General features: G+C 49.9%; 9 protein-coding genes. All 9 read right to left on the reverse strand.

Features of this window, described 5'->3' with window-relative positions; translation table 11 throughout:
- Positions 1 to 246: 246 nt before the first annotated feature.
- Positions 247 to 1,599, reverse strand: coding sequence for an NADP-specific glutamate dehydrogenase (gdhA, locus tag DW085_RS05585; protein WP_107000640.1), 1,353 nt, complete (start codon positions 1,597 to 1,599; stop codon positions 247 to 249).
- A gap of 434 nt (positions 1,600 to 2,033) precedes the next feature.
- Positions 2,034 to 3,221: a sodium/glutamate symporter gene (gene gltS, locus DW085_RS05590; protein ID WP_118481896.1), complete on the reverse strand. Its 1,188-nt coding sequence runs from the start codon at positions 3,219 to 3,221 to the stop codon at positions 2,034 to 2,036.
- Positions 3,222 to 3,375: 154 nt separating this feature from the next.
- On the reverse strand, positions 3,376 to 4,221 hold the full coding sequence (locus DW085_RS05595) for a DNA-binding domain-containing protein (protein WP_022359963.1): 846 nt from the start codon (positions 4,219 to 4,221) through the stop codon (positions 3,376 to 3,378).
- Complete coding sequence (locus tag DW085_RS05600; protein ID WP_118293841.1) at positions 4,222 to 5,502, reverse strand: ATP-binding protein; 1,281 nt, start codon at positions 5,500 to 5,502, stop codon at positions 4,222 to 4,224.
- A gap of 307 nt (positions 5,503 to 5,809) precedes the next feature.
- Entirely contained in the window at positions 5,810 to 6,712 is a 903-nt protein-coding gene (locus DW085_RS05605) for an NAD(P)H-dependent oxidoreductase (RefSeq protein ID WP_243033942.1), read from the reverse strand.
- Positions 6,713 to 6,780: 68 nt separating this feature from the next.
- On the reverse strand, positions 6,781 to 6,957 hold the full coding sequence (locus DW085_RS19070) for a hypothetical protein (protein WP_182430804.1): 177 nt from the start codon (positions 6,955 to 6,957) through the stop codon (positions 6,781 to 6,783).
- 36 nt (positions 6,958 to 6,993) lie between these two features.
- Positions 6,994 to 8,250 (reverse strand): lactate dehydrogenase, encoded by a 1,257-nt coding sequence (locus DW085_RS05610; protein ID WP_118491725.1) that lies wholly within the window; start codon positions 8,248 to 8,250, stop codon positions 6,994 to 6,996.
- Between the two features lie 67 nt (positions 8,251 to 8,317).
- Entirely contained in the window at positions 8,318 to 13,147 is a 4,830-nt protein-coding gene (locus DW085_RS05615; RefSeq protein WP_118491727.1) for a cytidyltransferase-related domain protein, read from the reverse strand.
- A 259-nt stretch (positions 13,148 to 13,406) separates the two neighbouring features.
- On the reverse strand, positions 13,407 to 13,916 hold the full coding sequence (locus tag DW085_RS05620; protein ID WP_118469480.1) for a heme-binding protein: 510 nt from the start codon (positions 13,914 to 13,916) through the stop codon (positions 13,407 to 13,409).
- Positions 13,917 to 14,011: the final 95 nt, after the last annotated feature.

Here is a 14,011-nt window from a genome sequence, read left to right on the forward strand (position 1 = left end):
ACGTCTTAGATAGACTGTCAAAAATTACCATTACTATTTTATGTGTGGGAGGGAAGAATTATTCCTTGGCACGTTAGTGCCTTTTTGCGTAATAGGGAATTCCAAGGAATTTCCTATTACGCAAAAAAGACCGCTGAGCCGGACTTCCTGTCGCCAGGTTGTCCGAATCAGCAGTCTCTTTATGTAACTGCGTTATGCAATTATATTACTTATACATTCACTCCATATGGTATGGGGAACTACTGACTACCAGCAGATACCCTGAGCCATCATAGCGTCAGCAACTTTCTGGAAACCAACGATGTTAGCACCAGCTACCAGATTGTAGCCTAAGCCGTATTTCTCAGCTGCTGCTGCGGAACCATCATGGATACCAGTCATGATCTGATGAAGTTTGGAATCAACTTCCTCTGCTGTCCAGCTGTATCTCTCGCTGTTCTGGCTCATCTCAAGACCAGATACAAGAACGCCACCTGCGTTAACAGCCTTGGACGGAGCTACTACCATGTTCTTCTGCTCCATTAAGAACTTAAGAGCTTCGTTGGTAGTTGGCATGTTAGCAACCTCGATGTAGTACTTAAGGCCGTTAGCAACCATCTTCTGAGCCTCTTCCATACGAACGTCGTTCTGAGTAGCAGCCGGCATAACGATGTCAGCCTTAACGCCGAACGGTTTCTCACCTGGGAAGAACTGTACGCCGAACTTGTCTGCGTAATCCTGAACTTTGTTACGTCCAGATGCTCTCATCTCCAGCATGTAGTTGATCTTCTCTTCAGTTACAACACCTTCCGGATCGTAGATGTATCCGTCCGGACCAGACAGGGTAACAGCCTTAGCACCCAGCTCAGCCAGTTTCTTGCAGATACCCCAAGCAACGTTACCGAAACCAGATACAACAACGCTCTTGCCTTTGATGTCATCGTTCTCATGTTTCATAACTGCTTCTACATAGTAAACAGCGCCGAAACCAGTTGCTTCCGGACGTACCAGAGAACCACCGAAGGACATTCCCTTACCAGTGATAGTACCGTTCTCGAATGCACCACGGATCTTTCTGTACTGGCCATACAGGTAACCGATCTCACGAGCACCTACACCAAGGTCACCAGCCGGGATATCTACGTCCGGTCCGATGTGACGATATAACTCAGTCATGAAGGACTGGCAGAATCTCATAACCTCTGCATCGCTCTTGCCGTTCGGGTCGAAGTCAGAACCACCCTTAGCACCGCCCATCGGCAGGGTTGTTAAGCTGTTTTTGAAAGTCTGCTCGAAGCCTAAGAATTTCATGATAGACAGGTTTACAGAAGGAGCGAAACGTAAGCCTCCTTTGTACGGTCCAATAGCGCCGTTGAACTGTACACGATAGCCACGGTTTACATGAACAGCACCGTTGTCATCAACCCACGGTACACGGAACTCGATAGTTCTCTCCGGCTCAACCATTCTCTCAAGAAGAGCAACCTTCTCGTACTCCGGATGTGCATCTACAACCGGACCCAGAGTGGATAATACTTCCTCTGCTGTCTGAAGGAATTCGGCTTCATGTGCGTTTTTCTCTTTGAGTTCTGCAAGAACTCTGTCAACATACTTGCTCATTGGATAATACCTCCTGATATGTATATAAGTTTGAATAGTTCACTGAACTATGGTTACCACAAATACTTGACGATGGTTTCATCAATCTTGTACATAATTCCCTCTGGTTCCAAATTGTTTTTGTGAACTTTTCTGTTTCTATAATGTATTATATATCATTTCTTCGTCAGAATCAAATAAAAATAGTGTTATAGATGTTATTATTATTTGCTTATGGAGTTATATTGTTCCTGATTATAACTCGGGGATGGACAACGGATGTGCCAAAGCACATTCGGGCGCCTCGCGCGGTCGCTTGCGACATATTTCTGCTTCGTGTGAGTGCGCATCATTGGCACGTTAGCGCCTTTTTGTGTAATAGGGAATTCCAAGGAATTTCCTATTACACAAAAAAGAGGCCTGCCGAAAAGCAGACCTCTTGAAATTCGCATCTATTAGCCCAGGAAGCTGATGAATCCTGTCAGGATAGTTGCGTTTAAAAAGTCGATGAATAAGGAACCTACCAGCGGAACAACCATGAATGCAGTCGGAGCCGGACCATATGCGCCGGTGATTGCCTGCATGTTTGCCATAGCGTTCGGGGTAGCACCCATACCGAATCCACAGAAACCACTGGTCATAACAGCAGCATCGTAGGATTTGCCAAGTACGTTGAATACAACAAAGTTTGCATAGAAGAACATAAGTACTGTCTGTGCAAGAAGCATAACTACCATCGGTACAGCCAGCTCAGCTAACTGCCACAGCTTCATATCGATCATAGCCAGACCCAGGAATACGGAAAGGGAAGCACCGCCCAGTGTGCTGATCTCTTCCATCGGGATCTCTTTGTTCTGAACATCCATGATGTTACGGATGATAGCACCAACTAACATTGCGCCGATGTAGAACGGGAATGTCATAAGCTTGCCAAGGAACATGGATACGACAGTACCAGCACCGATAGCAACAATTAAGTACAGAAGACCGTCAAGGATTCTAGCGGAATCGATTGCACCAGTCTCATCTGTCTCTACAGTCTCAGTCTTAGTAGCTGCCTCAGCAACTGAGGAGAGTTTGTACTTACGGATCTTGGCAGTTGCAATAGGACCACCGATTACGCAGCCTGCAACCAGACCATAAGTAGCGGAAGCGATAGCTACAACGCTCGCATTTGCTACGCCTAATTCCTCAAGTAACGGTCCGAAGGAACCAGCAGTACCGTGACCACCTACCATCGGGATGGAACCGGTTGCCAGACCCAGACGAGGATCCAGACCAAATACGCTTGCCAGACCAGCACCCAGGATGTTCTGAAGAACTACCATAACGACTGACAGAGCCAGGAATATAACGGTCTGAACGCCGCCCTTCTTCAGCATACGGAAAGATGCTGTGAAACCAACGCTACAGAAGAACGCTACCATGAATACGTTTTTAAGTGTCATGTCGCAGGAAATTTCCAGAATGCCCATGCCTCTTACGATGGTATGAACGATTGCATAAAGGAAACCACCAACTACAGGTGCCGGAATACAATACCGACGAAGAATAGAAATTTTAGCTACCAGAATACGTCCCAGTAACAGTACAAGTGCCGCAACTGCGGTTGCCTGATACATATCAAGCTCGATTGTCTTCATACAACTACCTCCAACCTATTTTTTTTCTTGCTCGCAGGTGTATAATACTGTAGCCCCGACAAAAAACTACAAGATCCATCATAAAAACATAAAATTTTTATAACATTTTTTTAACTTATGATAAACAGATTGGAAATTTTTGTAAATCTACCCGTTATACCTCACGATCTACCGCCAGCATCAGGCTGTCGATGAACTTTTTGATGCTGACTTTGCCGCCGTAACGGCGTTTACCGCGAATGTGATCCATCTCTGCCCGGATTTCCTCGAATGGGAACAGTGTGCTGGAGTATGCAGTAAAGGTTTCATTCATGAAATCCTCAATACCCAAATGTGCCAGGTTCGACATGCCGACCGCGATCGCACGGCGGACACGCTGCTCCATGTTCTTCGGCGCATCGCTCAAAAGCTCGCAGAGCTGACCGATGCTGACCTGGGAGATCGGGCGTCCGTTGTTGTGCAGATACTCGCAGATCCGAAGGATATCGTCGCCGCCCTTCTCGCCGGACATGCCGAGACGGTTTAAAATGTAAAGCACCTTTCTGCCGTAACCGTCATCTTTTTTCTTCTCCTTCGGCATATCCGCGATCTCTGCCATGAACATTTTCTTAATATTCGTCAGTGTTTTCTCATTCTTGATCTGCTCATCCACATTACGGATGACCGATTTTACCTCAATGATATTGATTGGCTTGCTGATGAAGAACTCAATGCCCGCATCGTATGCCTTGCCGATCAATTCTTTTGCCGCCACCTGGGAAATCATGATGCATTTTGCCTTGCAGCCTCTTTCCCGCAGTTCGCGCATGACCTGAACACCGTCCTTTTCCGGCATCAGAAAATCAATCAGAACCATATCCGGGTTCTTTGCCAGGATATCATCCACATCCGCCGGCTGTCCCTCTGAAGTTCCGCAGACGATTCCCAGATCATTATCTTCAATAATATCCTGCAGGACGCTGATCACTGACATATCATCTTCAACAATATAAATCTCCATTTACTCTATTTCCTCCAATTTCGCTATCGGTATCTCAATATGGAATTTCGTTCCTCTTCCCTCTTCCGAATCCACTGAAATACTACCTTCAAACTGCTCCTCTACCGCGTTTTTCACACCGCAGAGCCCGACGCCTCTATATATATTGCCGGTTTTTTCATCAAACTTCGTTGAATATCCCATATTGAAAATCCGTGGGAGATGTTTTTCTGAAATTCCCGGTCCGTCGTCCGCTACTTCAAACACATAATTGCCATCTTTTTTGTACTCCCGAATCCAGATCATCCCACTTTTTTTCGTCGATTCGATCGCTTCCACCGCATTTCCTACCAAATTTTTGAGAATCGTCATAAGCTGGTAGTGTTCCTGCGTCATAAAATTGTCCCGGCAGTCAAACATCAGACGGATATCCAGCTTTTTCTCCGCCATGGTCCGGTAGGTGGATGATTCCAGAATCCGAAGAAGATCCTGCAGGCTCATCGTTTCCTCGTTCGACTCTTCCTCGATCGCCTCTTCAATGCCCTGAATGATGCGGATGTAATCTTTCTTGATCTCATGGACATCCCGCGCTATCTCAAGTCCCATCTGCTGCATTTCCCGTGGAAGATCCTTTTCCAGAATCTGCTCATAGAGCTTGTATGCATTGCTCATGACGCGCTCGATCTCCTCGGTGTTCTTATGCATCAGGTAAATCTCAGTCTTGAGTCCCGTCGTCATAAGAAATAACCGTTGATAACGGCTCTCATGATCCGCTTTCGTAAGAAGTAGCCGGTACTGCTGTTCTCCGATCAGTGCCAGTGCCACAAAAAGCGTGCGGACTGCAGCGATCATAAAAAGCTTTTGAATCATATCCGGTCCCGGCATCGCATTGTTTTTCAGAAGCGCTGCCAGAAAATTTTCGAATATATTCGAGCATAAGTCACAGAAAAATGCCGCCGCAATCACATTTTCCAGATTCGCGATATGTTTATTCCGGATCTGCAGCTTGAACATCATGCCGTACACGATATAAAAGAATGCTCCGGGCATCGCAAGCTGTACCAGCATCTCGGATGGCATTCCCTGCAGATAATATATCACAATTCGGAATAAAAAAACAATGATCGACGTCACCGTACAGATCGTCATCGTGTGAATCTGACTTCCGACTGTCATAATCAGCACCGGAAGCAGGATAACCGACGCTGACACACGGAAATTGTTGACAAATACGTTCCAATAAAGCTGCGAAGTTATCGCTATGATAAAGCCTATCGCTAATGTTCGTCTCCAGGATTTCATTTCTGCCTTTCTCCCTCTTTAAATAGTACAATTTCACATAGCTTTTAGCCTGAGTAAAACAGTTTTTGCATATTTATATAGTATACTTAGTTTCATGAAATCTGTAAAGAATTTTATAGCAGATGTGAAACTCTCGTTACTGTTCACACACGTGTGCCCGGCAACGGGATTTTGCCGATGCTACGCATTCCAAATCGGCAAAATCTGCTGCCGGAACTGTATCGTACGGAATTTTCAGTTCAAAAAATTCCTACCTGTGAACAGTTACAAACTCTCCCAGTGACGCTGCCCTGCTTATAACCCCTCTTTACCTATATAATAGCGTCTCCCGGATTCTTTCCGCAAACGCATTCATCCGATCCTCAATCCCCGGCAGCTGCATCGCTGCCCCGGCATTGTTTGCCGTCTCCATCATCGCAAACTGCCCCGGCAGATAGAAGGTTTTGTTCATATTTAACGCCGCGATAAGCTGTTCCGCCACGATATCGCTTCCGGAATAGCCCGACACAACCACCGCAAACAGCGCTTTGTCATAAAACCGCGTCGTCCGGAACAGCGAAGTCAGGCGGTTGATGAACGCAGTCAGGTTTGCCGACAGCGCATCGTTGTAGTTTGGACAGAGCATCACGATCGCATCCGCCTCGCGGACTGCCGGATAGACGTCCTCGACCATCACTCCACCGTAGAAGCAGCTTCCCTGCTCGCCAAAATGCAGGCACATCTTGTACGGGCATCCGGCGCAGTCGGAAAGCGTACCGTTTCGAAGCCCTATCTCCCGGATCTCCATCTCCGGGAGCTGTTCTTTCACCCGGTTCCAGATCGCGTAGGTGTTGGAGGTCTTGTGGCTTGACGCGTGCAATACCAATACTTTCGGACATTTTTTCCTGACGCAATCCGTTCCCAGTACTTCTTTGACCAGCCCCGCCGCGCTCTCGCGGTATGCCCCCATCAGATCGGTTCCAAGATTATTGGAAACGATCGTGTAATTGGAAAGTGTCCGCGTGCCCTCGACGAGCGGGCGTCCCACGAACGCGCAGCCCGCACAGTTAGCGGCAAATACCAGATCCTTCGCCGCCGATTTGGAATAGAGGTCATTTTCACTGTCCACCAAAAGTCCGCCGACAAAACCGTTCAGAAAATCCGGATGTTCCCGCAGGAAACGAATCAGGCGGTAAAGCTCCAGGTTGATACCAGATGTGCCAAGCGGCACGGCAAACAGGATACGTCCCTGGACTGGATTTTTTCGATTCTGTGTCTTCTCCAGGCGCCTCCATCGGTTTACATATCTTCGAAAGCACTGATTTCCGTCGCTGTCTCGTAGGCGTAGCCGTCCAGCGCATAGGATAACACCTCCGAAAGGCGCGCATCCGCGCCTTTTTCCTCCTCGCGCAGATGGACGAGGAGGAGAGGCATTTCTTCTATATAGATATCTCCTTCTGAATTTGAATGAATCATTTATGTTCGCTTCCTTCCTGCGATAAGACTCATCGATCACACAATCTTTTTCAGATTTTCCTCCGCCGTCACAATCCGCTCATACAGCGCATCCGGCAGTGGCAGGATTTCTGTTTCCAGACCGTATTCAGTATAACGGTTTTTCACGCCCATGAAGATGCCGCCCATGAATACGGAACCGCAGTGCCATTCGCCGCGCATCATCAGAATCAGGGAGATCGCGCCGGAGGAATATGCCGGTGCGATAAACGGCTTGAAACCGATCGCACGCATATGCAGGTTTGCCGTTACCGTCAGCTGGGTCAGTTCTTTTGAAAGCTCGTCGTTGTAATTCTCAATGGAATCTGCGATGACGAGATCCTGTCCATGCGGTCCGAAGGAACGCCCCTCAGTCAAAAACTGTGAAAACCGCCCGTCGCGCTTCGCGTAATAAGCCGCGCGCGCATTCATAACGCCGAGTCCGAAGCCCTGTACCTGTTCCGGGCGGAGTCCCTTTAAATCAAGGATGCCGTTTTCGTCCTTGTTGCTCTCCAGCCATGCCGTCTTTGCCAGCGGGTCAACCGGATCAGAGACAACGGCAAATAAGCCCTTGAAATGCTCGGCTCTCGCCTGTCTTGCATACTGCGCAACGATCTTGGAGTTATTTTCAAACTGGTACATCCGCACATCCTTGACGCCAGAACCAACCGGCGGGATTCCCTTGGAAGCAACAAATACAAACACATCGCATTTGAAGAGGTCTTCCGGTTTTACCACATCGACCTCCGGCAGCGCGTCATATGCCCACGGATACGCGATCTGGTTTTCCTCAAATTCCCAGCGTGCGGTCACTTTATCGGAAATATCACAGATGCCGATCGAACTGATGCAGTCGCCGCCCAGAAGATGAAGCCCGGTCAACAGCGTACTTCCGACGTCGCCGATCGCCAGAACATGGACTCTTTTCTTCGTTTTCTGCGGTTTTTCTGCCAGAATTGTCTCAAAATCCGGATGCAAGCGGTTGACTGCGCGCATCACGTCCTGAGTGATCGCGGCTTCGACTGCCTCGTCAAGCTCACAATTTTTCTTTGCCGCCTGCGCTTCCAGCTTCCGGCTGCTCAGCCAGGAAACATTCTCTGCCTCCTGGAATAAAAGCAGCGGCGAGTTTACCTTAAAAGAATCTCTTCCGGTTCCCGGCTCGCGCTCGAATAAGAATGTGAGCGGCGTGCCCGGGTGCGGCATTTCTGCCTTTTCGTATGATAAATTTCCATTGAAGGAACAACAGATTTTATCTCCAATTTTATAATAGTACATATTGCATACCTCCTGCTCTTTTTTGATATCTTATATGATATTATTTTGCATTATTTGACATAATTTCTCACTTGCGCGTCCGATACAGCATCTCCAAATCATTTTCCAGATACACCGACGCTGCCAGATTCGGATCGTAGCTGACGCACTCGCCTTTATCCGGGCAGAGCGGCAGGATGACCGCTTCAGACAGGCGGCTTAACGTCAGGTTTCTCGCAAACAGCGCCCGGTACTCGGATTCGAGCACCAGAAGGATGTTGCGCGCGTTGCGGATGCAGCACGCGGAGAACTCAAACGCGGCTTCCGGCGTACTTCCCTGTACCGGCGGTGCGGCATACGGCAGGATCATATTGATCGACGGCGTCAGTCCCGCCACCTTCACAGTATCGCGGCGCACCGTATCGCCTCCGATGAACGGGTACAGTGTGGACTCGACAAACCAGTTCCGCAGATTCGGAATGTAATAAATACTGTCTACCGGCACTCCCTTCGTCGCCATCGTGTCGCGCCCGTAGCCTGAAATCATACCTAACACCAATTTTTTGATTTCCACGCCCTCTTCGCGCAGCATCGGTTCCAATGCCTCGAAACGTCCACCGTGATGCAGCAGATCATCGACCAGAATCACCGGGCGGTCAAAGGACTTGATAGCCTTGATCTGGCTTCGCAGCGGCGAATAGTACGGGAACGCTTCGATCGACTTCTCTTTCAGCTCCGGATCGTACACTTTATCTGTATGCAGCGTCTTCGTCACCGTATTCGGAATAACTTTTCCACGCAGGATCTTGCCGAACGGCACGCACATCGCCCCGCCGAGGCGTCTCGGCGTCACCGGGTCACGCGGCACACCATTTAACGCCGTGATCCGTTCCACCAGACGATGGTAAATCACGCTCGCAGACATCGAAAGAACCAGCTGTCCCGGATAGAAGCGCGTCATCGCCATCTGCAATTCCCGATGCGCCTTGTAGATCGCATCCAGAACGCGCGGATTGCTGGAAAATGGTTCTTTTAACGTCGTTTCCAGATTCTGCACTAATACAAGCGGCGCATGCATATCGACCAGATAGAGTGGCGCGTCTTCCGGAGATTCCGGCGCCTTCACAAAGCCCTGGCGGACCACCGCCGACAGCACGCGCTCCGGGCAGTAACCGTCTGCCGGGAAGAAAAGTGCATAGCCGCATTTATACTCAAAGGACCGTGCGATCGCCTCGGTTAAAAGCAGCTGTTCCGCGTCGTAGATCATCGGATCGCGCTCGACATAGATACCCGAAATCAGAAGAATCTCACCGTAGGTATGGCGGCGCACCTGATCTGCCAGACTGACCTGTCCCAGGACGGCAAACAGCTCATCCGGCGCCAGATAACGAAGCCGTGCCACTCCGACCAGCCGGTTTTCCTGCACGGTATTCCTAAGAAGCAGCAGCCGGTCGCCCGACTCCTTCATCGAATTCAACAGGTTCTCCCGATCTTCTTCGTCCTGCAGAACGAAATTCGAAATTTCCGCCAGAAGCATTTCATCCGGCATCTCCACCTCCTCATAGGAGATCGCACGCGCACGGATATATGGTTTATATTCCGGCTCCCGCAGATACAGGCCATTGTAATAGATATATTCCTGCACAGACGGGTCAATCAGGTTCGAAATATCCCGGTTCAGATCGATATTTTCACGAATTCTCGTCGAACTGATGTCCTCCAGATGCTCCGGAAGCTCCAGCTCCACAACCTTGCCGCTGATCTGATCCATCATCTGACGGTTGTATTTATTGTCCGACTTGACATCACCCACGCGGCGGAACGCGATGTGGTTCATCGAATGAATCGAATTTTTGACCGGTTTCTTCTTATAAGAAGAGGCATTGGCAATGACATCGCTGCCGACCACGATATACAGCTCTTTTCCGGAAAACACCTCTCTCAGGCGTTTCAGATCCGCCGGATTGGCAATATTGACCGGAATCTCATCCGGGAACAGGTTCACATGGAACTCATCCGCCACCGACATACTCACAATCTGACGGCGGATCAGATGCGGCTGCGCCTTTTTCGACCAGGAAAATTCATCGACCGCCAGAAACACCTCATAGCCGCGGTCGCGGATCTCGCGGACAATCTCCTTGTGTGACAGCGTAAACGGGTCAAATGTGCCTGGGAAGAATGCCACCTGGTTCCGCTCTTTGATCTCTAAATTGCCCTCGGTCATATGGTACTGCGTGATGAACCGGTAAATATTAGAAAGGGACGCCGCACGATAAAATGCCGTCAGCTCATTTCCCTTATTTTCATTGAATAAGAACAGCATCTTGCGGAAGGACAGGGCGAACAGCTCTTTTTTCTCCCGGCACTCCATCCAGGATGAGCCGAAGACGGTCTGCCCCAGCACCAGCATCGCCTCCTGGCGCACCGACTCGCGATAATTCGCCAGACCGCTGAGCAGGATGCCAAGCAGACGTCCGCGCCGTTCCTCGCATACCTCTTTTTCCTCCGCAAAGCGCTCTGGGTAGCACGAATACCGTTCCAGCAGCACGCCGACCGTATCAAGCGCAACCGAGACTATCTGGTCGTTTGCATTTGCCATCATGCCATGCAGGTAGGAAACGATCTCCTCCAGCTGTTCCGGCGGCAGCCACAGCGCCGCCTGCCCCAGATACTGCGGAATATATTTGGAAAATTCGTACTCACCGACTTCCAGCCCCTTCATCAGCTCGACCACGATCTCATTTCTCTGATCCGGTGTCAGAAGCCCGATGATGCGAAGCAGGGCGGTTCCGGCATCATGGCGCACGATCACGTGCTCGCTGACTTTTACAAGGTTTGAGAGATGCGCTGCGATATGCAGCATATGTTCCTGTTTGCCATGGGCGATCTGATCGACGAGCAGCTTGATATTGGCCGACTTGATGACCCACGGCGTCGCTGTTTTGAGGTTATCCAGGAAAATATCAGAGACAACATCGCGGTCATACAAAAGTTCCTGTTCTCTCGCCGTGTCCTCTCCGAGGTTACTTAACACGCGGTATTTGAGGAAGGTCATCGTGATATTGTCCTCAACCTGCGCCGCCCTCACGCACACGCCGATCTCGGCACAGCACGGATGATCCGGCTGGTACGCCGTCAGAAGCTTGAACGCGCGCCACGATGCGATCCGCACATCCGGTTCCCCGCTCTGCGACTCAATCAGGGCAAATTTTGCGATTTTCCCCAGTTCCTCTTCGCTCAGTTTATCAAACGGCATGAAATGCACCGTATCCAGCAGGGAAAATGCCTCGCCCGGATCCAGCTCCTCCGCCCGGTCATACCAAACCAGAAATGCCTCCAGAAATTCCCGCAGATCACCCGGCGTCGCATGATCAACCACCGATGCCAGCACATTTTTCAGGTGATAACGGATGCGCCTTTTCTGCTGCAGCATCAGCTTATGATCCGGTCGGATGATCATTTCCAGATATTGCTTCCAGATCTCCATCACGCGCTCCTCGGCAATATCCGGCATGCCCGCCGGGCGCTCCTTGCGGTAACCGGCGTTGAACTGCGCGATCACGTGTCCGATCAGCCTCGCCGCCTGCGCGCGGATGTCGCCCTCACGGTGCATCAGAAGCTCATATAAAAAGCCCAGCGTCTGCTCTTTCTGTTTGTCGTTTGTGTATGTAAAATATTCACGGAAAATGTTTAAGTACGCGCGGACACTCTTCCAATCCTTCTCGCTGCGCGCCGCCTCGAGGAGATTGCCAAACTGGCGTTCCGCCCCCATCTGATGCATAACGCGGATATTATGCTCGATACCCATGAAAACGAGGGACTGCACCGTCTGCTCTGCATTCCGAAGGGAAATATCCGGCAGCACCTCCGGCTTTTTCGGGTGTCCATTCAAATCCACATCCACGCCGAGAGACCGCATATAATCCTCAAAATCATGCAGTTTGGAATAAACAAAGCGGTAACGGTTTAATTTGACCTCGTCCACGTTGTCGAGTTTCGAGAGGATGACGTTGAACGCCTCATCCAGATTGGAAATGTAGGTAATCTCACGCCCGTCGTCGCCGCGGCTCTGTTTTACACGGAAATCGGCATAGATCAGCACCAGGGATTCAACCGACAGGTTTTCCGGTTCCAGATCCCAGGTCGAATGGTTCGCCGCGATATGACCGATGTATTCCATCGAATGGTTGTTAAACCACTGGTTTGTATAATAGTAATGAAGATACGGAACCCGCTCATTCGGCTTGCAGCCGAATTTGCCGAGATCATGTCCCGCAGCCGCGCCCGAGGTCAGCGTCAGATCGATCGGAACTCCCGCCGCATAAAGCCCGCGTGCCACCGTCATCGCGACATAATGCACACCCGCGATGTGTTCCAGCGTCCGAAACGGCGTCACCTCCGCATTGAGGCGCATCATCTCATAGATGTATTCCTGTGCGAAAAACTTCTTGAAACGGCTGTATTCTGCCGCGCACTCAAAGCTTGAAGCTTCCTCATCACCCAAAAATGCAAAGTCCTCCATCGGTTTGTACGGAAGCACCGCCCGCTCGCGGTCAAACACGAACTGAAGCACTGCCAGATAGAACTCCGCACCGGCGGAAAAAGCAGCATTTTTCTTCTTAAACTCCGCATCCGGGTAGAGAATATGGCACACATACTGGTAGGTAAACTTCATCCAGCCCTCTTCCGGCTCATGCCCTAAAAGGCTTAACGGTTCCTCGCAGATTTCGTAAACCGCCCTGCAGGAAATCCGTTTTTTAATCGGGAAAATATGGGCAAACTGTTCCTCCCAGTGATCCTTGTTCATGAGCATCATGACATTTTTCCGGCTCAGCCCCGACCGGTCTAAAAAGTCTTTTTCACAAAGGCGCTCGGTCAGTTCCGCAGCCGCCTGACGTACCTCTTTTTTACTCATCCACATCCCTCACATTCTCTGGATCTCTCAGATGCTTCTTTGCTGTGCAAAAACCATCTGAGTCATTGCAAATATTCTTTTCATATCAAATTTTATAATACTTGAATTATACCACCAGGTGGGGAAGTGCGCCATACAAAATAACGGATAATTCATCGCCATACGGCACAGTAAAACCACAAAAGACGCCTGCAAAAATGCAGATAGCTCATCTACCTTCCATTTCTGCAAACGTCTTTGTTTTTACAAGTCAATCGTTTTATGGCTGCTCTTTCCGAATCTCCGGAATCTCAACTCCCAGCTGTTTCGCCATCGCATCCGCGATCACCTGATGATCGTCCCAGTGTTCCATGCCGGATACCATCACATAGGCAAAAGGACGGCTTCCATCTCTCATGAAAACCGGAATGCAGCCGCCGCACACGAAGAAGTTCTCCTCGCGCACTTTCCAAGATGCTTCCAGTTCTCCGGCTCTCGATGCCGTCAGCGCCCGCAGCGAGCTCATCCCCGTGAGCCGCGATGCTGCCAGCTTGTTGGTCATCCACCAGTCTGCTTCCAGCGTCGCGCCCTCCATCTTGTAGGCAAAGACGGTCGTCTCGTCCTCCACGATGCGGACAGCGACCGAACCGTGATATTTTTTCTCCGTGACCTCTGCAATCAAAAGCCCCAGCTCAAGCGCCTGTTTCCGGGTAAATGTGTCGTAGCAAAGTACGGATTCCTGCTGTTTCAGAATCTCATTCCACTGTTCTTCGGTGTAGAAATTCTTCATGTGTTCCCCCTCCTGTGTCGGTTTGTTTTCCCCTTGTGAATCAGATTATGATCCCCCAGGGTTCATTATATCATACGTATTCTCACCCGTCCACT

The organism is Clostridium sp. AF50-3 (genome assembly GCF_003477445.1).
Lineage (GTDB): Bacteria > Bacillota > Clostridia > Lachnospirales > Lachnospiraceae > Otoolea > Otoolea fessa.